This is a genomic window from Nonomuraea sp. NPDC001684 (assembly GCF_053596515.1).
This window is the reverse complement of sequence record NZ_JBSFGJ010000138.1, coordinates 1-20,810: the sequence shown is the minus strand read 5'-3', so window position 1 is coordinate 20,810 and position 20,810 is coordinate 1. Positions and strand designations below refer to the sequence as shown.

At 75.1% G+C, this 20,810-nt stretch carries 18 protein-coding genes; 8 read left to right on the top strand and 10 right to left on the bottom strand.

What is annotated here, in order from left to right:
* Nucleotides 1-425, bottom strand: a 425-nt coding sequence (locus tag ACWCSD_RS23990) for an erythromycin esterase family protein (RefSeq protein ID WP_449917995.1), incomplete at its 3' end; no start/stop codon positions are given.
* Nucleotides 418-1,575, bottom strand: a complete 1,158-nt coding sequence (locus ACWCSD_RS23985; RefSeq protein WP_449917992.1) for an acetate/propionate family kinase — start codon at nucleotides 1,573-1,575, stop codon at nucleotides 418-420. The genes ACWCSD_RS23990 and ACWCSD_RS23985, both read right to left, overlap by 8 nt.
* A gap of 132 nt (nucleotides 1,576-1,707) precedes the next feature.
* Between ACWCSD_RS23985 and ACWCSD_RS23980 the strand changes: the two genes are divergently transcribed.
* From ACWCSD_RS23980 to ACWCSD_RS23965, 4 genes are all read left to right on the top strand, one after another.
* On the top strand, nucleotides 1,708-2,196 hold the full coding sequence (locus tag ACWCSD_RS23980) for a (2Fe-2S)-binding protein (RefSeq protein WP_449917989.1): 489 nt from the start codon (nucleotides 1,708-1,710) through the stop codon (nucleotides 2,194-2,196).
* On the top strand, nucleotides 2,193-3,164 hold the full coding sequence (locus ACWCSD_RS23975) for an FAD binding domain-containing protein (RefSeq protein WP_364343682.1): 972 nt from the start codon (nucleotides 2,193-2,195) through the stop codon (nucleotides 3,162-3,164). The genes ACWCSD_RS23980 and ACWCSD_RS23975 overlap by 4 nt, the downstream gene beginning before the upstream one ends.
* The gene (locus ACWCSD_RS23970; RefSeq protein WP_449917986.1) at nucleotides 3,161-5,182 is read left to right on the top strand and encodes a xanthine dehydrogenase family protein molybdopterin-binding subunit; all 2,022 of its coding nucleotides are present in this window, start codon (nucleotides 3,161-3,163) and stop codon (nucleotides 5,180-5,182) included. The genes ACWCSD_RS23975 and ACWCSD_RS23970 overlap by 4 nt, the downstream gene beginning before the upstream one ends.
* A 65-nt stretch (nucleotides 5,183-5,247) precedes the next feature.
* Nucleotides 5,248-5,745: a DUF6328 family protein gene (locus ACWCSD_RS23965; protein ID WP_352327547.1), complete on the top strand. Its 498-nt coding sequence runs from the start codon at nucleotides 5,248-5,250 to the stop codon at nucleotides 5,743-5,745.
* On the opposite strand, the gene ACWCSD_RS23960 is transcribed toward ACWCSD_RS23965, so the two are convergent.
* The 7 genes from ACWCSD_RS23960 to ACWCSD_RS23930 all read right to left on the bottom strand — a co-directional run bounded on the left by ACWCSD_RS23960 (nucleotide 5,697) and on the right by ACWCSD_RS23930 (nucleotide 13,395).
* Nucleotides 5,697-6,026 carry a cation:proton antiporter gene (locus ACWCSD_RS23960; RefSeq protein WP_449917984.1) on the bottom strand — a complete coding sequence of 110 codons (330 nt, stop codon included), beginning with the start codon at nucleotides 6,024-6,026 and terminating at the stop codon, nucleotides 5,697-5,699. The two genes, ACWCSD_RS23965 and ACWCSD_RS23960, sit on opposite strands and share 49 nt — an antisense overlap.
* Nucleotides 6,027-6,028: 2 nt before the next feature.
* The gene (locus tag ACWCSD_RS23955) at nucleotides 6,029-6,289 is read right to left on the bottom strand and encodes a monovalent cation/H+ antiporter complex subunit F (protein ID WP_352351365.1); all 261 of its coding nucleotides are present in this window, start codon (nucleotides 6,287-6,289) and stop codon (nucleotides 6,029-6,031) included.
* A complete protein-coding gene (locus ACWCSD_RS23950) occupies nucleotides 6,286-6,828 on the bottom strand; it encodes a Na+/H+ antiporter subunit E (RefSeq protein WP_352351363.1) in 543 nt (180 codons plus the stop codon). The genes ACWCSD_RS23955 and ACWCSD_RS23950 overlap by 4 nt, the downstream gene beginning before the upstream one ends.
* Nucleotides 6,825-8,393: a Na+/H+ antiporter subunit D gene (locus ACWCSD_RS23945; RefSeq protein WP_397156157.1), complete on the bottom strand. Its 1,569-nt coding sequence runs from the start codon at nucleotides 8,391-8,393 to the stop codon at nucleotides 6,825-6,827. The genes ACWCSD_RS23950 and ACWCSD_RS23945 overlap by 4 nt, the downstream gene beginning before the upstream one ends.
* A 21-nt stretch (nucleotides 8,394-8,414) precedes the next feature.
* Entirely contained in the window at nucleotides 8,415-9,245 is an 831-nt protein-coding gene (locus ACWCSD_RS23940; protein WP_397156159.1) for a Na(+)/H(+) antiporter subunit C, read from the bottom strand.
* The gene (locus ACWCSD_RS23935) at nucleotides 9,242-12,013 is read right to left on the bottom strand and encodes a Na+/H+ antiporter subunit A (RefSeq protein WP_449917979.1); all 2,772 of its coding nucleotides are present in this window, start codon (nucleotides 12,011-12,013) and stop codon (nucleotides 9,242-9,244) included. Before ACWCSD_RS23935 ends, ACWCSD_RS23940 begins: the two co-directional genes overlap by 4 nt.
* A 146-nt stretch (nucleotides 12,014-12,159) precedes the next feature.
* The gene (locus ACWCSD_RS23930) at nucleotides 12,160-13,395 is read right to left on the bottom strand and encodes an alpha/beta hydrolase (RefSeq protein ID WP_449917977.1); all 1,236 of its coding nucleotides are present in this window, start codon (nucleotides 13,393-13,395) and stop codon (nucleotides 12,160-12,162) included.
* A 295-nt stretch (nucleotides 13,396-13,690) separates the two neighbouring features.
* Between ACWCSD_RS23930 and ACWCSD_RS23925 the strand changes: the two genes are divergently transcribed.
* Nucleotides 13,691-14,059: a hypothetical protein gene (locus tag ACWCSD_RS23925; RefSeq protein WP_449917974.1), complete on the top strand. Its 369-nt coding sequence runs from the start codon at nucleotides 13,691-13,693 to the stop codon at nucleotides 14,057-14,059.
* Nucleotides 14,060-14,181: 122 nt separating this feature from the next.
* On the opposite strand, the gene ACWCSD_RS23920 is transcribed toward ACWCSD_RS23925, so the two are convergent.
* Nucleotides 14,182-14,601 (bottom strand): SRPBCC family protein, encoded by a 420-nt coding sequence (locus tag ACWCSD_RS23920; RefSeq protein ID WP_352330618.1) that lies wholly within the window; start codon nucleotides 14,599-14,601, stop codon nucleotides 14,182-14,184.
* 179 nt (nucleotides 14,602-14,780) lie between these two features.
* Here ACWCSD_RS23920 and ACWCSD_RS23915 point away from each other — a divergent pair, with 179 nt between their 5' ends.
* The 3 genes from ACWCSD_RS23915 to ACWCSD_RS23905 form a co-directional block, all read left to right on the top strand.
* Complete coding sequence (locus ACWCSD_RS23915; protein ID WP_449917971.1) at nucleotides 14,781-16,448, top strand: TIGR02677 family protein; 1,668 nt, start codon at nucleotides 14,781-14,783, stop codon at nucleotides 16,446-16,448.
* Complete coding sequence (locus ACWCSD_RS23910; RefSeq protein WP_449917969.1) at nucleotides 16,445-17,659, top strand: TIGR02678 family protein; 1,215 nt, start codon at nucleotides 16,445-16,447, stop codon at nucleotides 17,657-17,659. The genes ACWCSD_RS23915 and ACWCSD_RS23910 overlap by 4 nt, the downstream gene beginning before the upstream one ends.
* On the top strand, nucleotides 17,656-20,810 hold a 3,155-nt coding region (locus tag ACWCSD_RS23905; RefSeq protein WP_449917966.1), incomplete at its 3' end, for a TIGR02680 family protein. The genes ACWCSD_RS23910 and ACWCSD_RS23905, both read left to right, overlap by 4 nt.

Below are 20,810 nucleotides of genomic sequence, written 5' to 3'. Positions count from 1 at the left end.
ACGGCGCGCAGGGACTCCCAGAGGCTGTAGACGTCGAGGCCGTGGAAGCCGACGCGCTCGCCCGGCGGCAGGGCCGCGTTCCAGCGGCGCAGCCAGCGGCAGAACTCGGCGACCTCCTCGTTGGCCCACATGAACGCGGGCCAGCGCTGGTAGGCGTACAGGGCGTCGAAGGGGTCCTCGCCGTCGCGGGTGACCGCGCGGTGGACGCGCTCGCAGTCGGGCCAGTCGCCCTCCACGGCGACGAACCCGAAGCCCTTCTCGGCGATCAGGCGGCGGGTGAGCGCGGCCCGCCAGGTGTAGAAGTCGTGGGTGCCGTGACTGGCCTCGCCGATCAGCACGAGACCGGCCTCGCCGACGCGGTCGAGCAGCGGGTCGAGATCCTGCTCGCCCGACAGCCGCAGCGCCGAGCGGGTGACGTCATCCATAGCCGTCCTCCTCTGCCGGCCGGAAGACGCCCAGGCATTCGCGGGCGAGCTGGAGCTCCTCGCGCACCTGGACGACCAGGACGGGCACGGCGGCGCCCGGCCCGCTGACCGGGCCGTCGTCGTGCCGGTTGCCGGACTCGGGCGGCTCGACGCCGAGCAGCCCGAGACGGCGGCAGACCGCCTCGCGCACCTCCGGCTGGTCCCAGCCGATCTCGCCGGTGAACACCAGGGCGTCGATCCTGGACAGCGACGTGGCGGCGGCGGCGATCTCCCGGCTCACCCGGTGGCAGAACACCTCCAGGGCCAGGGCGGCCTCGGCGTCGCCGGCGCGTTCGGCCTCGACCAGCTCGCGGGTGTCGCCCGAGCGGCCGCCGGACAGCCCGAGCAGCCCGGACCGGCGTTGCAGGCCCTCGCCCAGTTCGTCGGCCGACAGGTGGCCCTGCGACAGCAGCCACATCAGCATCCCGGGATCGACGCTGCCCGAGCGCCTGCTCATCGGGACGCCGTCCAGCGGGGTGAACCCCATCGAGGTGTCCAGGCTGCGCCCGCCCGAAACCGCGCACACCGACGAGCCGCCGCCCAGGTGGGTCAGCACCAGCTCCAGGTCGGCCAGCGGCCGGCCGAGCAGCTCGGCCACCCGGTCGGCGGTCCAGGCGTAGGACAGGCCGTGGAAGCCGTAGCGGCGCAGGCCGTACCGGTCGCGCCACTCGCGCGGCAGGGCGTAGACCGCGGCGGCGTCGGGCAGGCCGGCGTGGAAGGCCGTGTCGGGGCAGAGCACGTGCGGCACGGCGGGAAGCTGCTCGCGGGCCGCCTCCAGCAGCGCCAGCGCGGGCGGCAGGTGCAGCGGCGCCAGGCTCACGACGCCGCGCAGCGCCTCGACGGTCTCGTCGTCGGCGACCGTGGGCGCGCGGACGACGTCGCCGCCGTGCACCAGCCGGTGCGCCACCGCGCGGATGTCGCGGTCGAAGTGGCCGCCGAGGAACGCCGCCAGCTCCTCGCGCGCCGAGCCCGGGTCCGCGGCCCGCTCGGCGTGCGCGCTGTCCAGCACGCAGCCGCCCTGCACGAGGTCGAGGCGCAGGCTCGACGAGCCCGCGTTGACGGTCAGCACCGCCTCGGACTCCGCCACCTGCTCGTCGAACGCTCGCCCCATGCACCCCTCCGCGGCCCGATCCTCTCCCCGGCTACCCGCCGCCCGCGCCCCGACACCTGGACCCCGTCACCTTTACCCCGAGATGTCCGAGCCCGTGGTTGCCTCCGGCGGTGGCCGGGTAGGCGAGCGCCTATGGACATCACCCTGCAGGTGAACGGCGTGCCGCACACCGTGGCCGTCGACCCCAGGATCTCCTTGCTCGACCTGCTGCGCGAACGGCTCGGCCTGACCGGCTCCAAGAAGGGCTGCGACCACGGCCAGTGCGGCGCGTGCACGGTGCTCATCGACGGCCGCCGGGCCAACTCCTGCCTGGCGCTGGCCGTGGCGGTGGACGGCAGCGAGATCGTCACCGTCGAGGGGCTGGCCTCGGGCGAGCAGCTGCATCCGCTGCAGGCCGCGTTCATCGAGCACGACGCCTTCCAGTGCGGCTACTGCACGCCCGGCCAGCTCTGCTCGGCGGTCGGCATGCTGGGCGAGCCCGGTCCGAGCGCCGTCACCGCCGACCTCCTCCTCGACTCGGCCCTGACGCCCGAGGAGATCAGGGAACGCATGAGCGGCAACCTGTGCCGGTGCGGCGCCTATCCCGGCATCGTGGCCGCGATCGGCGAGGTGGCCCGGTGAAGCCGTTCGACTACGTCCGCGCCCAGAGCCCGTCCGACGCGGTCGGCCGGTACGGCCCCGGCACGATGTACCTGGGCGGCGGCACCAACCTGGTCGACCTCATGCGCCTCGGCGTGGCCGCCCCCGACCACCTCGTGGACGTCAGCCGCCTGCCGCTGGACGCCGTCGAGCCCGTACGCGACCGGCTGCGGATCGGCGCGGCCGTGCGCAACAGCGACCTGGCGGCCGACCCGCTCGTCCGCGCCCGCTACCCGATGCTCGCCAGGGCCGTGCTGACCGGCGCCTCCGGCCAGGTCAGGAACATGGCCACGGTGGCCGGAAACCTGCTGCAACGCACCCGCTGCCCCTACTTCCAGGACGTCACCAGGCCGTGCAACAAGCGCGAGCCCGGCACCGGCTGCCCCGCGATCGAGGGCGACCACGGCAACCTGGCCGTGCTCGGCGCCTCGGACGCCTGCGTGGCCACCCACCCCTCGGACATGGCCGTGGCGCTGGCCGCGCTCGATGCCGAGGTGCACGTCACCGGCCCGGCCGGCGACCGGATCATCCCCATGCCCGGCCTGCACCGCCTGCCCGGCGACGCGCCGGAGCGCGACACCGTGCTCGAACCCGGCATGCTGATCACCGCCGTCGAGCTGCCCGCGCCGCCGCCGGGCGCCTCCCTCTACCGCAAGGTGCGCGAGCGGGCCTCGTTCGCGTTCGCCCTGGTGTCCATCGCCGCCGTGCTCGACGTGCGCTGGGACGGCGTGGTGACCGGCTGCCGCATCGCGCTCGGCGGCGTGGCCCACGCGCCCTGGCGGGCCGAACGCGCCGAACGGGAGATCATCGGCGGCCCCGCCACGGGGGAGGCGTACCTGCGGGCCGCCGAGGCCGAGCTCGACCAGGCCCGCCCGCTGCCGCGCAACGCGTACAAGCTGCCGCTGGCGCGCAACCTGATCGTCCGCACGCTGGAGGAGCTGACGCCGTGAACCGCATCGAGGGGCGCGTCAAGGTCACGGGGCTGGCCACGTACGCCGCCGAGTACCCGGTCGAGGGCGTCGCCTACTGCTACCCGGTGCAGTCCACGGTCGCCAGGGGCCGGGTGACCGGGGTGGACGCCGGGCAGGCGCTGGCCATGCCGGGCGTGCTGGCCGTGCTGTCCGTCGAGGACCCGCCCGACCTGGCCGAGGACGCCGACCCCGAGCTGGCGCTGTTCCGCTCCCGGGACGTCGTCTACCGGGGCCAGCTCGTGGCCGCCGTCGTCGCCGGCACCTACGACCAGGCCCGCGCGGCCGCCGACGCCGTCCGCGTCGCCTACGAAGCGCAGGCCCACGACGTGCGGCTGCGCGCCGACCACCCGGACCTCTACCGGCCCGAGACGGTCAACCCGAACCTGCCGCCCGACACCGACAAGGGCGACGTGGAGGCCGGGCTGGCCGCCGCCGCGTCCGCCGTGGACGTGACGTACACGACGCCGCCCCTGCACAACAACGCGATGGAGCCGCACGCCGCGGTGGCCGTGTGGGCCGACGACGGCCGGCTGCTGGTCTACGACTCGACCCAGGGCACCAGCGGCGACCGGGACAGCATCGCCAAGACCCTCGGCCTGCCCGCCGAGCGGGTGCGCGTGGTGTCCAGGCACGTCGGCGGCGGCTTCGGCTCCAAGGGCACCACCAGGCCGAACGCCGTGCTCGCCGCCCTGGCCGCCCGGGCCGCCGGCCGTCCGGTCAAGGTCGTCTTCACCCGGCAGCAGATGTTCGACCTCACCGGCTACCGCACGCCCACCGTCCAGCGGCTGCGGCTCGGCGCGGACGCCGACGGCCGGCTCACCGCGGTCGAGCACACGGCGTACGTGCAGACCAGCAGGATCGTCGAGTTCGCCGAGCAGGCCGCCACCCCCGGCCGGGTCATGTACGCCACGCCCGCGCTGCGCACCGCGCACCGGCTCGTCCGCCTCGACGTCGCCACCCCGTCCTGGATGCGCGCCCCCGGCGAGTGCCCCGGCATGTACGCCCTGGAGTCGGCGATGGACGAGCTGGCCGAGGCGGCCGGGATCGACCCCGTCGAGCTGCGCATCCGCAACGAGCCCACGACCGAGCCGGACGGCGGGCTGCCGTTCAGCTCCCGCAGCCTGGTGACCTGCCTGCGCGAGGGCGCCCGCCGCTTCGGCTGGGACCGCCGCGACCCGGCGCCCGGCGTCCGGCGCGAGGGGGAGTGGCTGGTCGGCACCGGCGTGGCCGCCTCCACCTACCCGGCCAGGCGCGGCCCTTCGCAGGCCACCGCGACCGTGCGCGACGGCGACTTCGTCATCCGGGTGGCCGCCGCCGACATCGGCACCGGCGCCCGGACCGTGCTCACCAGGATCGCGGCCGACTGCCTCGGCGTCGCCCCCGACCGGGTGCACGTCGAGCTCGGCGACAGCGACCTGCCTGCCGCCCCCGTCGCGGGCGGCTCGATGGGCACGGCGTCGTGGGGCTCGGCCGTCGTACGGGCCTGCGAGGCGCTGCGGGCCGACGGTGGCGAGGGGTCCGCCGACACCACCGAGGAGGTCAAGGCCGACGAGGAGCTGGCCAGGCACGCCTTCGGCGCCCAGTTCGCCGAGGTCAGGGTCAGCTCCGTGACGGGCGAGATCCGCCTGTCGCGCCTGCTCGGCGTGTTCGCCGCCGGCCGCATCCTGGACGCCAGGCTGGCCAGGTCGCAGTTCGTCGGCGGCATGACCATGGGCATGGGGATGGCGCTGATGGAGGAGACGCTGACCGACGACGAGTTCGGCGGCTTCCTGCACCGCGACCTGGCCCAGTACCATGTGCCGGCCTGCGCCGACGTGCCGGCGATCGAGGCCGTCTGGATCGACGAGCAGGACGGCCTGCTCAACCCGATGGGCTCCAAGGGCATCGGCGAGATCGGCATCGTGGGCACCGCCGCCGCGATCGGCAACGCCGTTCACCACGCCACCGGCCGGCGGGTGCGCGACCTGCCCATCACCCCCGCCAAGATCCTCAGCTGACCCCGCCATCCATGTTTCGACCGGCCTCCGCCAAGGAAGAGGGGAACATCCAACGAGGAGGCCGAGTGAAGAACGAGTCGCACGAGGAACGCGCCGACCGCAACTTCGTCGAACTGCTGCAGGGCGCCCGCGTCGCGGTGACCGGCGTGCAGGTGCTGTTCGCGTTCCTGCTGACCGTCCCCTTCTCGCCCGGCTTCGTCAAGCTGGACCAGACCGACCGCTGGCTCTACTTCGCCGCGCTGGTCAGCGCCGCCGTCGCGTCGATCTGCTACATCGCGCCGACCGCCCAGCACCGCGTGCTGTTCCGGCAGGGCCACAAGGAGAGGCTGGTACGCCGGTCCAACACCTACGGCCTGTTAGGAGCGCTCGCCCTGGTGGTGTCGATGACCACGGCCACCATGCTGGTGATCGACTACCTGTTCCACTCCACCCTGGCCTGGGTCACCGCCGGCATCCTGGCCGGGCTGGCCGCCTGGACCTGGTTCGGCCAGCCCGCCCTCGACCGCAGGGGCGATCAGTCCTCCTCCGAGGGCGGCATCTCGGTCTCGTCCCGCGACGACTGACGCGAGTAGGCCGCCCGCCCCACCATGTACGCCGCCACCGACACGGTGATCACCTGCGAGGCCCCCACGATCAGCAGCGGCCCGGCGTTCCACCAGGTGGGCCGGTGCAGCCACATCGCGGCCAGCACCAGCAGCACGCCGAGCACCTGCGGCTTGGTGCCGGCGTGCATCCGGTCGAGCGTCGTGCGGAAGCGCACCAGCCCGGCGCCCGCCGACAACGCCAGCACGGCCCCGAGCACCAGGCAGACCGCCGCCGCGACCTCCATCACGCTGTCCGCCACGCTCACCCCGACCGCCCCGGGAAGAACCGGGCCAGCGACACCGAGCCCACGAACCCCAGCAACGACAGCACCTGGAGCACCGGCAGGTCGGAGTAGTCGTCCCTGACCACCGCGAACAGCCCGACCGCGCACATCGCCAGCGACGTCAGCACGTCGAGGGCGACCGCGCGGTCCAGCATCGACGGCCCGCGCCCCACCCGCCACAACGCGGCCGCCGCCCCGCCGCCCAGCAGCGCGATCGTCACCAGGTACACCGCGCTCACCGCAGCTCCTCCCGGTCGGCGCGGGTGCCGAACGCGGCCACGATGCGCGACTCCAGTCCGGCCAGGTCCCTGCGGACCGCGTCCGGGACGCCCTCCCCGGCCAGCCCCAGCACGTGCAGCATCAGCTCTCTCCTGTCCATGTACGCCTCCACCACCAGGCTCCCCGGCATCGTGGACAACGCCACCATGATCATCACGGTCATCGACTCCGACGACGTGCGCAGCCGCACCAGGACCAGCTGCGTGGGCGGATCGCCGGGCCGCACCACCCACGCCACCACCCGCACGGTCGAGAGCAGCATGTCCCAGCCGAACCACAGCAGGAACCGCGCCAGCGGCAGCGGCCGCACCCTGATCCCCGGGTCCAGGACGGGCAGCGGCAGCAGCCACGTCACCACCAGCGCGGTCGCCAGGCCGCCCAGCACGTTCCCCGCCGACAGCTCGCCCCACAGCGTCACCCACACCAGCGTCAGCCACGCCACCAGCGGCAGCGGCACCCGCCGGCCGAACAGCCGCGGCGCGAGCAGGCCCGCGCTCACCGCCGCGTCCCCAGCACCGCGGTGATGTACGTCTGCCGCTCGCTCAGCTCCGTGGCCACCCGCTGCGTCAGCGCCGCCAGCGGCCCGGCCAGCACCGTGAACGACAGCCCCAGCGCCACCAGCGCCGCCGTCGCGCCCAGCAGCACGGGCGGCAGCGCCGTCGTCGTCACCACCGGCTCCTCACCCGTCGCCTCCTCGCTCTCCATCACCTGGCCCAGCCGCTCCTCGCGCGGCGCGCGCCAGAACGCCTTGCCCCACGTCTTGGCGATCGCGTACAGCGTCAGCAGGCTCGTCAGCAGCCCGCCCGCCACCAGCACGAGCGCCGCCGGGCCGCCCTTGTCCAGGCCCGCCTGCACCAGCAGCAGCTTGCCCAGGAACCCCGACATCGGCGGGATGCCCGACAGGTTCATCGCGGGCACGAAGAACAGCACGCCCAGCACCGGCGCGCTCCTCATCAGCCCGCCCAGCCGGTTGACCGACGTGGTGCCGGTGCGCCGCTCGATCAGCCCCGTCACCAGGAACAGGCTCGTCTGCACGGTGATGTGGTGGACGATGTAGAACACCGCGCCCGCCAGGCCCGCCACCGTCGACAGCGCCACCCCGAACACCATGTAGCCGATGTGGCTGACCAGCGTGAAGGACAACATGCGCTTGATGTCGGTCTGCGCCACCGCGCCCAGCACGCCGGCCAGCATCGTGGCCAGCGCCACCGCCATCAGCAGCGTGGAGACCGGCCCGCCGGGGAACAGCAGCGCCTCCAGCCGGATGATCGCGTACACGCCGACCTTCGTGAGCAGCCCGGCGAACACGGCCGTGGCCGGCGCGGGCGCGGTCGGGTAGGAGTCCGGCAGCCACGCCGACACCGGGAAGATCGCCGCCTTGATCGCGAACGCCAGCAGCAGCGTCAGCTCGACCAGCAGCTTGACCTGCGCGGGCAGCGTGCCGAAGCGCTCGGCGAGCTGCGCCATCGACAACGTGCCCGTCGCGCCGTAGGTCACCGCCAGCGCGATCAGGAACAACATCGACGACGCCAGCGCCATCAGCGTGTACGTGGCCCCCGCCCGCATCCTGGACTCGGTCCCGCCGAAGGTCAGCAGCACGTACGAGCCGCTCAGCAGCATCTCGAACGCGACGAACAGGTTGAACAGGTCACCGGACAGGAACGCGTCCGCCACGCCCGCCACCATGACCAGGAACGCCGGATGGAAGATCGCCATCGGCGCGTCGTGCTCGGCCTCGTCGTAGGCGTTGGCGATCGAGTACACCATCACGCAGAGCGTCACCGCCGACGACACCACCAGCACCAGCGTCGAGAGCCGGTCGGCCACCAGGCAGATCCCGACCGGCGAGGCCCAGCCGCCCAGCTCGGTCACCAGCGGGCCGTGCGTGTCGGCGTGCGCGAGCAGCAGCACCGACACCGCCAGCGAGATGCCCAGCGTGGTGACGCTGATGGCCGACTGCAGATGCCGCAACCGGCCGCCGATCGCCAGCTTGATCCCGGCCGCCAGCAGCGGCAGCAGCACCGGCACGCACACCAGCCCGCGCAGCTCGACCAGGTCACCCACGGGCCCCGCCCCTGCCTGCCACTAGTCTCCGCCCTCCAGTTCGGGGTCGTTGGCGAGCGCCTGGCGGGCCCGCTCCTCGCGGATGGCCGAGCGCATCTGCCTGCGGGCGTCGCGCTGCCGGGCCTTGATCCGCCGGCGCAGCTCCTTCTCGCCGGCCGCCTGCTCGGCCCGCCGCCGGGTGTGCTCGCGGCGCAGCTCGTCGATGCGCTCGGCGTTGTCGCCGGCCGTGGCCTCCTCGCCCGGCCGGTCCCGCTGCCCGGCCTCCTCGAAGCCGAGTTGCAGCTGCTCCTCCGACAACCCTTCGGCCATCCCCGTGCGCATCCACTCCTCCAGCTCGGTGTGCACGCGGGCGATCCGCCGTTCCAGGTCGGCCTCCTGCAGCCGCTCCCGCTCGGCCTGCTCGGCCTCCAGCCGGGCCAGCTCCGCCCGCTGCTCCACGACCAGCCGCCGGTAGGCGTCCTGCCGGGTGCGCAGGGCGTGGCTCAGCTCGCCGCGCCTGGCCCGCAGCCGCACGCGCCGGTCCTCGGTGTCGTCCTGGACCTCGTCGCTGCCGGTGAGCTGCCACGTCCGGTGCACCATGGCCAGCACGAACGCCGTCACTCCCAGGGTGATCACGATGGCGGTGAGCACCATCGCCTGCGGCAGCGGATCGGCCATGTCCGCCACCGGCGTGCTGCCCAGGATGGGCGGCCCGCCGGCGTTCCCGCCCGCGGTGACGATCAGCAGGTTCACGCCGTTGCCCAGCACGACCACCCCGGCCAGCACCCGCACCAGGCTCCGCTCCAGCAGCAGCGTCACACCGGTCGTGATCATCACGCAGCAGCACAGGAACGGCGCCAGGGAGATCGTCACGCGCTCTCCTCCGCCTCGATCTGCCGGTCCAGCTCGGCGCCGAGGCCGCGCAGCACGTCCTGGACCATGCCGGTGACCGAGACGTACACGCCGAGGTCGAACAGCAGGCCCGTGGACACGTGCAGGCTGCCGACGAGCGGCAGGTGCACGTCGGCCGCCAGCATGTCCAGCGCCGCCCGCCCGAACAGCAGCCCGGCCAGCGCCGTGCCGGTCGACAGGGTCAGCCCGGCGCCCATCAGCACGCCCGCGTGCACCGGGACCGCCGCGGCCAGCTCGTACCGGCCGCCGGCCAGGTAGCGCACGGTGATCGCCAGCCCGGCCACGATGCCGCCGGCGAACCCGCCGCCGACCCCGCTGTGCCCGACGAACAGCAGGAACACCGAGAGCACCAGCACCGTGTGGAAGGTCAGCCGGGCCGCCACCTCGAAGGCCACGGCCCGCTGGCCGCGCGGCAGGGTCGAGGACAACCAGTGCGTGCGCTCGGCGGGCACCCGGCCGCGGTCGTCCCGCTCGATCTCGTACGTCCTGCGCCGCAGGAACACCAGGCTCGTCACGCCCAGCGTCAGCACGACCAGCACCGTGCTCTCGCCCATCGTGTCCCAGGCCCGGATGTCCAGGATGATCGCGCTGACGATGTTGCGCGCCCCCGCCTCGCGCGCCGCGGCGGGCATCAGCGACCCGACGGCCCAGGTGCTCCGCGCGCCGGTGGCCAGCAGGCCCGCCCCGGTCACCACCACCCCCACGGCCAGCCCGAGCCCGAACCGGAACAGCCGCGGCAGCCGCGCCCTGACCGGGGTCACCGGCAGCCGCCGCAGCACCAGGGCGAACACCACCAGGGCCAGCGTCTCGGCCAGGAACTGGGTCAGCGCCAGGTCGGGCGAGCCGTGCGCGAGGAACAGCAGCGCGGTGCCGTACCCGATGACGCCGACGACCACGGCCAGCAGGATGTAGGCGCGGGCGAACAGCGCCAGCGCCGCCGACGCGGTGATCAGGACCGCCAGCACCGGCTGCTCCACGCGCTCCCAGGCGACGACCGGCACGTCCAGGTGCGGCACGCCGCCGTAGGCGACGGCGAACACGCCGACGCCGGTCGTGGCGGCCAGCGTGAGCAGCAGGTAGTCGGGCAGCGAACCGCGCTGGACGAAGCCCGTGGCCTGGACGGCGAACCGGTCCAGCCGACGGACGAGCGCCCAGAAGAGCTGCGTCGAGTCCAGCACGTGCAGCGCCGCGCCCGCCCTGGCCACCGGCTCCCTGGCCAGGAACAGCAGCACCCCGGCCGCCAGCGCCACGGCCGACAGCAGCAGCGCGGGGGACAGCCCGGCCCAGATCGCCAGGTGCGTGGCGTGGCCGGGGTCGCGGAAGGTGCCGGTGTAGCCCGACATCGCGCCGCCGTACCAGGAGGCGAAGGGCGCCAGCGCCAGGCCGAGCACCGCCAGCAGCGCGGCGGGCGCGAACATGGCCGCCGCCGTCCGGTGCGCCGGCGTGACCGGCACGCCGGGCTTGGCGGCGAAGGCCCCCCACAGGAACCGCAGCGTGTACGCCGCCGTCAGCGCCGACCCCGCCACCACCCCCGCCAGCACGAGCGGCCGGTCCAGCAGCGCCTCCAGCGCCGCCTCCTTGCCGGCGAACCCCGCGAACGGCGGCAGCCCCGCCATCGACGCCCCCGCCAGCACCGCGGCCGCGCACACCCACGGCATCGACCGGCCGACCCCGCTCAGCTCGCGCAGCTCACGGGTGCCGGTCGCATGGTCGACGACGCCCACGACCAGGAACAGCGCGGCCTTGAACAGCGCGTGCGCGGCCAGCATGCCCACCCCGGCCAGCGCCGCGCCCCGGGTGCCCACGCCGAACAGCGTGATCAGGAAACCGAGCTGACTGACCGTGCCGTAGGCCAGCAGCCGTTTCAGGTCCGTCTCGCGCAGCGCCCGCCAGCCGCCCAGCAGCATCGTCAGCACGCCGAGCGGCACCGCGACCGCCCGCCACAGCGGCACGTCCCCGAACGCCGGCCCGAGCCTGGCCACCAGGTACACCCCGGCCTTGACCATGGCCGCCGCGTGCAGGTACGCCGACACCGGCGTCGGCGCCGCCATCGCGGCCGGCAGCCACGTGCTGAACGGGAAGATCGCCGACTTCGACAGCGCCCCGGCCAGCACCAGCACCAGCCCGGCGGCCAGCGGGCCCGCCTGCGGCGGCCGGGCGACGACCCCCGACAGCGCGTACGTGCCCGCCGCCTGCCCGACCACCACGAACCCGGCCAGCATCGCCAGCCCGCCCAGCGTGGTCACCGTCAGCGCCTTCATCGCGGCCCGCCGGCCCGCCCGGCTCTCCGGGTCGTAGCCGATCAGCAGGTAGGAGAAGACGGTGGTCAGCTCCCAGAAGACGTACAGCAGGAGCAGGTTGTCGGCCGTGACCAGCCCCAGCATCGACCCGGCGAAGGCGGCCATCGCGCCGCCGTAGCGGCCCAGCCCGTCGTCGCCGGCCGGGAAGTAGCGCACGCTGTAGACCAGGACCAGCACGCCCACGCCGGTGACCAGCGCCATCATCAGCAGGGTCAGCGAGTCGGCCCGGAAGGACAGCTCCAGCCCGAGCGCGGGCGCCCAGCGGGTGTCCTCCCGCGCCGGCAGCCCCCGCACCCCCAGCCACACCGTGTACGCGAAACCGGCGCCGGGCGCCACGGCCAGCAGCAGGAAGGAGGCCCGTCCCATGCGCCGGGCCAGCCAGGGAGCGCAGACCGCCGCGAGCGCGTGCAGGACCAGCAGCGACTCCATGGGCTCCTCGGGCGGGAATTTCCGGCTACGTCCGCCCAATCTCTCCCGCCCGGTCGTGCCCGCCGCGCAGGCGCGGCCAGGGTTGACCCGAACGTCACCAGTCCCTCACCCGCCCATGAGCGGGTGAGGGAGCGGGGCCCACGCCCTCAGACCTTCGCGCAGGCTCCCGGACGGGGCGCGCGAGCCGTGATCACGTACCGGTCGATCTGCCGGTCCAGGCAGGACGAGCTCCCCTTGTACGCCGTGTGCCCGTCGCCGTCGTGGGTCAGCAGCACGCCGTGCTCCAGCTGCCCGGCCAGCCGCCTGGCCAGCTCGTACGGCGTGGCCGGGTCACGCGTCGTGCCCACCACCACGATCGGCGGCGACCCGTGGGCGCGCACCTTCCTGGTGAACCCCTTGCCCTTGACCGGCCAGTACGCGCAGCGCTGCTCGGGATGGTCCAGGCAGTTGACGGCCGTCAGCGCCTCGCTGCTGTTGTCGTAGCTGCCGTCGGGACGGCGTCCGTGGTTGACGTCGGCCAGGGCGAGCATGGCCGTGCCGTCGCCCTTGAAGGCGAGGGTGAGCGCCTGGCGCAGGTAGGGCCAGCTGTCCCTGGCGTACATGGCCTGGTTGACGCCCGCGCGCAGGATGGCCTCGTTGACCTGCCTGCTGTCGCCGTCGTTGCGCAGCGGCGCCCGGTCGGCCCGCTTGTAGAGCGCCTCCAGCCGCTTGGTCGCGGCGGCGACGGTGTGCCGGGGGAACGGGCAGTCCCTGGCCCTGAAGCAGTCGCGCAGGAACGACTCGCGGGCCAGCCGGAACCCCCGCTCCTGCGCCGCGCCGAACTCGGCGAGCGTCTGGCCGGGATCCTCGGCGCCGTCGAGCACCATGGCGCGGATCCGGGTGGGGAACAGGTCGGCGTAGCGGGCGCCCAGGTAGGTGCCGTAGGAGAAGCCGAAGTAGGTCAGGCGGGCCTCGCCCAGGGCGGCCCGCATCACGTCCAGGTCGCGGGCCACCTCGCCGGTGCCGACGTGCGCGAGCAGCTGCTTGCCGGAGTTGGTCGCGCAGCCCTGGGCGAAGATCTTCATCCACGCCTTGGCCCGCTTGACCTCGGCCGCGTTGTCAGGGGTGGGGTCGGCGGCGAAGTAGGCGTCCAGGCCGAGGGGGGACAGGCAGCGCACGGGGGCGGAGGCGCCCACGCCGCGCGGGTCGAAGCTGACCACGTCGAAGTGCTGCCGGACGGCGGCCGACATGACGGTCTTGTCGGCCTTCAAGATGGTCGTGCCGGCGCCGCCGGGGCCGCCGAAGTTCAGCACGATCGAGCCGATCCGCCGGCCGGTCGCGGGCAGCCGGACCATGGCGACCCCGATCCGCCGGCCGCCGGGCTTCGCATAGTCGAGGGGCACCGTCAATTTCGCGCACTGGAACCCGCTGCCGCACCCCGACCAGGCCAGGCGCTGACCGTAATAAGCGTTGAGCCCGCCGTTCGCAGCCGCGTTTGCAGTGCCGGACAGGCCGGCCGCGGCGATCAGACCTGCGAGTACGGGGGAAAGAATCGTGATTAAACGTCGCATAATCTAAAGTTGACGGGAATACCTTGCGAGCCCCTTTAAGCGTGGTGGCACAGATCATTTGCAAGAAGCGCGCCGGGCTGGGTATCGAGCAGGTCATCCGCACGACTACCAGGGGGAACAGGCCGCCATGTCGAAGCAGAACCGTCCCGTCGAGGGCGAGCACAAATACGAGCAGCACGTCACCTCGACCGACGAGCACGAGGAGCGGCCCGGCCGCAGCCTCGTCACCACCGACCACGACGTGATCGAGGAATGGGCGCATGAGCGCGGCGCCAAGCCCGCGACCGTGCCCGGCACCGAGCACCAGGGCAGGGCGGGCGTGCTCCGCTTCGACTTCCCCGGCTACGGCGGGGACGACCTGGCGGAGATCACCTGGGAGGAGTGGTTCGAGACCTTCGACCAGCGGAAGCTGAACTTCATCTACCAGGAGCACAAGAAGGACGGCAAGCAGAGCAACTTCTTCCGGCTGGAGAACACGGACCGCGAGGACGCCTGACCCCCGGAGGGGCGGGCCCACCCCCGCCCGCCCACCGGGCCTCTGCCGCCCCCGCTTGCGCGCCGGACTCAGCCGCTCCCGGAGAAGCCCGCCGTCCGGCAGCGCTCAGGAAGGGCCGTCGTTCAGCCGCCCTCGGAGACCCGGCGGGTGACCTCGTCGGCCAGCCGGTCGAGGGAGCGGTCGAGCAGTTCGCGCACCTCGCCGACCCTGGCGCTGGAGGCGGGCTCGTCGAGCAGCGACAGGTGCACGGTCACCTCGCTCGTGCCGGCCGCCGAGTCGGACACCTGCAGCCAGCCCGCGTAGTCGGGGTGGTCGCGGCCGCCCCACTCCACCCGGAGCTGGTCCTCCTGGGCGCGGAACAGCCCCTCGTGCCGCCCGCTGCCGGGCACCAGCTCGCCGCCCGCCTCGACGGTGCCCGCCCCGCCGTCGCCGACCCACAACCCCTGCGGCAGCCACCGGTCCATCAGCTCGACGTCGGACGCCACCCCGAACACGATCATGCTGTCGGCCGGCATCCCGCGCGTCGCCTCGATCTCCGCCATCACAGGCCCCCGTCTTCCCCGAATGCCGCCGTACCGGGCGCGGACCGCGCCGCCTGCCACCGGCAGCCGAACGCGGCGACCATACCCGTGGCATCTGCTCGCAAACCGGCCCCCGCGGTGCCCGTCTGTGCCACTACGGTGGCTCCGGTGAAACCGCGGCGAGAGGGGAGAACGGCGCGATGGCGGAGCTGCCACGAGTGCCGCCGGAGATGTTCCGGTTCGCCACCACTGAGCGGGCGGATCTGCACACGGCCCTCCTCGACGTCCTCGGCGCCGCCGCCGAGCGCCTGGAGCCCGCGCTGACCGCCGGCGAGGTCCGCGACCGGCTGCGCGACCGCGGCTGGTACGCCCCCGTCGGCGACCACGACCTCACCGGCGCGCTGCGGCAGCTCGCCGGCTGGCGACTGGTCGAGGTCGTCTTCGACCACGCCGCCGGCTTCGCGACCGCCGAGGAGTACGAACGCGGGAACCTGCGCTACGCCCTGACCGCCCAGGGCGAGGCCGCCCACGCTGGGCTGCGGCAGGCGTCGGCGACACTGGCCACCGCGACACCGGCCTCGTGGGGCGCGCTCCCCGCCGCCGTGCTCGACGCCGTCGCCGACCGGCTGGAGGAGCTGGAGGCGCTGCTGGCCGACCCCGACCCCGGCCGCGACCGACGGGTGTTCACCTGCCTGCGGGAGCTGGAGTGCCACCTCGACGGGCTGCGCCGCGACACCGTGCGGCTCAACGGCGAGCTGCGCCGGCTGCTGCGCGCCGTCGGCGCCGACGTTGGCACGTTCCACGAGGCCGAGTCGGCCACGGTGGCCCACCTCCAGGAGTTCCTGACCGGGCTGGAGCAGCGCGGCGAGACGGTGGCGCGGGCGCTGCGCGGCGTGGCCGCCCGGGGCGTCGGCGTCCTGCACACCCGGGCCCTGGCCGGCGCCGACCTGCCCCGGATCCCCGGAACCGACCTGGCCACGCCGTGGCTGGCCGCCCGCGCCGCCGCCTGGGCCGAACTGCGCCAGTGGTTCGACCCGGATCTCGTCCCGGCCCCCGAGAGCGGCGGGACCGGAAGCGGCAGTGCCGGGAGCGGAGGTGCCGGGAGCGGCGGTGCCGAGAGGGGCGGGACCGGGAGCGGCGGCGCCGGGAGTGGGGGCGGGCCCCGGTTGCGGCGGCTGCAGGAGGTCGCGGGCGAGGCCATCGTCACCCTGCTCGGGCTGCTCGACCGCGTCACCGCCGCCCGCCGCCCCGCCTCCGGCGCCGCCGCCGACTTCCGCGCGCTGGCCCGCTGGTTCGCCACCGCGCCGGCCGAGGACGACGCCCACCGCCTCTGGGACGCCGCCTTCGGCCTCGGCCCCGCCCGGCACGCCCACCTCGGGCACGCCGACGCCGAGCTCGTCCCGGCCGGGACGCCCTGGGCGGAGGCCGGGCCGGTGGCGGTCTCGGCGCTGCTGCGCTCGCGGGGCAGGACCGAGCGCATGGGCCGTACCGGGCGGGTGCGCGACGTGGCCGCCCTGCGCGCCGAGCGCCGCGCCCGCGCCGAGAAGGAGCACGCCGGGCTGGAGGCCGCCTGGCGGGCGCTGGCCACCACCGGCTCGGTCCGGCTGTCCCAGCTCGGCGCGCTCGACCACGACACCCTCGGCCGGCTGCTCGACCTGCTGGGCCGGGCCCTGGCCGCCCGTCCCGACGCCACCGGCCTGCGCCGGGCCGTCACCTCCGACGGCCGGGTCGAGGTCGTGCTGCGGGCCCCCGGCGACGGCGCGGTCGCGGTGCTGCGCACCTCCGAGGGCTGGTTCCGCGGCCCCGACTACCTGCTCGACGTGCGCTCCCCGGGCGCCCGCGACCACGGGAGGGCCGAAGGGGCATGAGCAGCCTGGCCAACCAGCTCGTCAGGGCGGAGAAGGAGGAGATCGCCCGCGCGATCAGGACCCTTCTTGCCCGGCCCTTCCTGACGGCGGACGACGAGCCCGCCGCCTTCGCGGTGATCAGGAAACGGCGGGAGCCGCTGACCCGGTGGTTCGACTACTTCTGCGGCTGGCGGCTGGTCGTGGAGCCCCGCGAGGGCTACGCCCGCCTGGTCAAGGTCGGGTCGCGGCCGACGGCCACCCGCCCGGCCCGCCGCCGCGCCGGCGGCCCGCCGTTCGACCGCCGCCGCTACACGCTGCTGTGCCTGTGCGCGGCCGAACTGCTCGCCGCGCCGGTCACCACGATCGGCATGCTGGCAGGACGGGTGGCGCGGGCGGCGGCGGTCGAGACCGGCGTGCCGCCCTTCGACCCGGTCAGCGCCGACGAGCGGGCCGCCTTCGTCGACGCGCTCGAACTGCTCGAACGGCACGGCGCGATCACCCCCACCGACGGCACGACCGACGCCTACCTCGGCGACGAGGAGGCCAAGGTGCTCTACCGCGTGGACACCACCCGCGTGATCAGGCTGCTGGCCGCGCCCGTCCCGCCCTCCCGCCTTCCCGGCGCGGCCAGCGACCCCACGGCTTCCGTCGCGGCTCCCGTCGCGGCGCTCACCGTCGAGGCCCGTTACGGCGGCGACGAGCCCACGGAGACCCAGCGCGCCCTGTGGGCCCGCCACTCCGTCATCCGCCGCCTGCTCGACGAGCCCGTCGTCTACCGCGACGAGCTGACCCCCGCCCAGGCCGCCTACGCCGCCTCGCTCACCGGCCGCCGGATGATCCGCAGGGCCGCCGAGGAGGCCGGGTTCGTGCTGGAGGAACGCGCCGAGGGGCTGCTGCTCGTCGACACCGAAGCCGTCGCCACCGACACGAGGTTCCCCGACGACGGCGGCCCCGCCAAGGTCGCCGCCCTGCTGCTGCTCGACCTGCTGGTCACCGCCGGTCCGCTGCCCGCAGGACGCCTCGACGAGGAGGCTGCCGAGCTGCTGCGGCGCTTCCCCCAGTGGGCCAGGGCCTACCAATCGGACGGCGGCGCGCCCCGCCTCGCGGCCGACGCGCTGGAGGTGCTCGCCATGTTCGGGCTGGCCCGCCGTACCGGCGACCGGGTGGCCGCCCTGCCCGCCGGAGCCCGCTACCGGGTCGATCGCGGCCCGGCCGACACGGAGGACGCATGACCGTCACCGAGCTCACGCCCGCCCGCACCGCCCCGGGCATGGACCGGCGCTGGATGCCCGTACGCGCCGGGATCCTCAACGTGTGGCGCTACCACGACGAGGTGTTCGAGTTCCACCGGGGCAGGCTGCTGCTGCGCGGGCCCAACGGCAGCGGCAAGTCCAAGGTGCTGGAACTGCTGCTGCCGTACGTGCTGGACGCCAGTCTCAAACCCAGCAGGCTGTCCACGTTCGGCGGCACCGAGCGGACCATGCACTGGAACCTCATGGGCGAGGGCGCGAGCGGCGTCACCCGCGTCGGCTATGTCTGGCTGGAGTTCCAGCACGCCGACGGCCGCTGGTTCACCTGCGGCGCCCGCCTCCAGGCCACCGCCCACACCAAGAACGTCACCGCCGCCTACTTCACCACCGGCTCCCGCGTCGGCCTGCCCGGCGGCGTCCGGCTCACCGGCGACGGCGGCCAGCCGCTGACCAGGGTCCAGCTCGCCGACGAACTGGGCGAGGCCGGGACGGTCCACGAGTCCGCCGACGCCTACCGCGCCCTCGTACGCCGCACCCTCTACACCGGGCTCAACGAGCAGCGCTACGACTGCCTGCTCACCGCGCTGCGCCAGCTGCGCACCCCCAAACTGTCCGAACGCCTCGACCCCGGCCTGCTGTCCGACCTGCTGTCCAGCGCCCTGCCGCCGCTCGGCGAGGGCGAGATCCACGAGATCGCCGACGGGTTCGAGCGGCTCGACCGGCAGCGCGAGGAGCTGCGCCTGCTCGACCGTGACGTGCAGGAGGCCGACCGGCTGGCCGACGTCCAGCGCGGCTACGCCCAGAAGGTGCTGCGCGCGGCCGCCGCCGCGGCCCTGGACGCCGGGCAGGCCGTCGACGCCCTCGCCGCCGAGGTCAAGGCCGGACGGGAGGCGCTCAAGCAGGCCGGCGACGAGCTGGCCGCCGCGGCCGTCCGGCTGTCGGAGGAGGAGGCGCAGGAGCTGGCCCTGGCCGCGCAGATCGAGGGGCTGAAGGAGAGCGAGGCGTACCGCTCCGGGCGCGACCTGCACCGGCTGCGCACGCAGGCGCGCGAGGCGCACGAGTCGGCGGCCCGGCTGCGCGACCAGGCCGGGGCGGCGGCCCGCGGCGCGTCGGCCAGGCAGGAGCTGTCGTTGCGCGCGGCGGCCGTCGCCCGCGCCGCCACCGGCCTGGCCGACCGCGCCCGCGCCGAGGCCCGCCGGGCCGCCGAGCGCGCCGGGCTGCTCTCGGTCCACCTGGAGTGCGAACGCCCGGTTCCGGATCACTCGGGCGCTCAGCCGGGCGGCGAGGGGGAGCGGGGCGACGACGGCGAGGAGTCCGTGCGCCGCGCCCGCGAGCTGCTGCGCGCCGCCGTCACCAGCCGCGCTGGCCAGATCCGCGAGGTCGCGGCGGCGGCCGTCGAGCACGAGGAGGCGATCGGCCGCCGCACCACCGCCGAGCACGACCGCGACCGCGTCCGCGACGACCTGGCGGCCGCGACCGCCGCCCACGACCAGGCCGGCGCGACCCGCGACGAGCGCGCCCGCGACCTGGCCGCCGCCCTGGAGGAGTGGGCCCGCGGCTGCGCCCACCTCCGGCTCGACCCCGAGGAGCTGGCCGGCCTCGCCGACCGGTCCGACCAGGCCGACGAGCTGGTCGGCGCGGCGCGCACGGCGGCCGCGGTCCGGCTGGCCGCCCGCGAGCACCACCTGACCGGTCTGCGCGACCGGCTGCACGCCGAACGCGCCGAACTGGCCCGCGAACGCGAACGCCTGGCCGACCGGACCGCCCTGGAGCCGCCCCCCTCGCCCGTCCGCCCCGCCTCCCGCTCCGGACGGCCCGGCATGCCGCTGTGGCGGGCGCTCGCCTTCCGCTCGGGCGTCGACCCGGTCACCCAGGCGGGCGTCGAGGCGGCGCTCGAAGCCTCGGGCCTGCTCGACCTGTGGCTGCTGCCCGACGGCGGCATGGACCCCGGCGAGCACGACGCCTTCGCCGCCTCCGCCCTGGCCCGGCCCGCGCCCGGCCACAGCCTGGCCGCCGTGCTGTCCGCCCAGCCGGGCGCGCCCGTCTCGGCCGAGCGGGTGCTCGCGGGCGTCGCCTTCGCCCCCACGGCGCTCGGCCTCGACCACCCGGCGGCCGTCGGCGCCGACGGCACCTGGCGGCTCGGCCCGGCCGCCGGGCGCTGGGTCAAGCCGGAGCCCGCCTACATCGGCGACGCCGCCCGCGAGCGCGCCCTGCGCCGCCGCGTCGCCGAGCTGGACGACCGGCTCTCCGACCTGGCCGGCACGATCGCCGAGTGCGACCACCTGTTCAGGGTGCTGGCCGGCGACCGCGACACGCTCGCGGCCGAGCTGCGGCGGCGGCCCGACCGGAGGCCGTACGACGGGGCCGCGCGGGCGCTGGACGCGGCCGTGGCCAAGGTCGCCCTGCTGGAGGACCAGCTCCGCGCGCACGAGCAGCGCCTGCACGAGCGCGAGAAGGAGGTGGGCAGGTCGCTGCGCCGGCTCACCGAGCTGGCCGCCCGGCACGCCCTGCCCGCCGCCCGGCCCGCGCTCGACCGGCTGGAGGCCGCCCTGCGCGCCGCCGAGACCACCGGCGCCGTCTGGCACGACCGGCGCGGCGACGCCCGCGCGGCCAGGGAACGCGCCGGCCAGGCGGCCGAGACCGCCCGCGAGTACCAGGACCTGGCCGTACGGGCGATGGAACGGGCCGAGGAGGCGGCCGACGCGGCCGTCGTGCTGGCCGAGAAGCTGGCCGCCGTCGAGCCCGCGGCCGGCGGCGAGGACCTCGACCTGCTCGGCCGGCTCCAGGACGCCCAGACCGCCCACCAGGGCTGCCGCCGCCTGATCCGGACGATCCACGACGACACGGCCCGGCTCAACGCCCGCCTCGGACGGCTCAGGGGCGAGCTGGGTCAGGCCGAGGAGAAGCACGCCGAGGCCGGGCGCGTCCGCGAGGCGGTCTGCGAGCGCCTGCGCCGCCTGCTGGCCGGCCACCTGGCCGCCGACGCCGGCCTGCCCGCCGGGCCCGCCCCCGACGCCGGGGTGCGCGCGGTGCTGGAGGCGGCCGGGGACGTGGCCGGGCGGCTCGCCGCGGTGCCGCACGAGCAGCGGACCGTCAGGGAGGCCGAGGCCCGCCTGCGGGACGCCTTCCACCA

Excerpts from the sequence above, each read along its gene's own strand:
- ACWCSD_RS23935 (WP_449917979.1), bottom strand. The coding sequence starts at position 12,013 with ATGGAGTCGCTGCTGGTCCTGCACGCGCTCGCGGCGGTCTGCGCTCCC.
- ACWCSD_RS23915 (WP_449917971.1), top strand. The coding sequence starts at position 14,781 with ATGGCGGAGCTGCCACGAGTGCCGCCGGAGATGTTCCGGTTCGCCACC.
- ACWCSD_RS23925 (WP_449917974.1), top strand. The coding sequence starts at position 13,691 with ATGTCGAAGCAGAACCGTCCCGTCGAGGGCGAGCACAAATACGAGCAG.
- ACWCSD_RS23985 (WP_449917992.1), bottom strand. The coding sequence starts at position 1,575 with ATGGGGCGAGCGTTCGACGAGCAGGTGGCGGAGTCCGAGGCGGTGCTG.
- ACWCSD_RS23920 (WP_352330618.1), bottom strand. The coding sequence starts at position 14,601 with ATGGCGGAGATCGAGGCGACGCGCGGGATGCCGGCCGACAGCATGATC.
- ACWCSD_RS23980 (WP_449917989.1), top strand. The coding sequence starts at position 1,708 with ATGGACATCACCCTGCAGGTGAACGGCGTGCCGCACACCGTGGCCGTC.
- ACWCSD_RS23910 (WP_449917969.1), top strand. The coding sequence starts at position 16,445 with ATGAGCAGCCTGGCCAACCAGCTCGTCAGGGCGGAGAAGGAGGAGATC.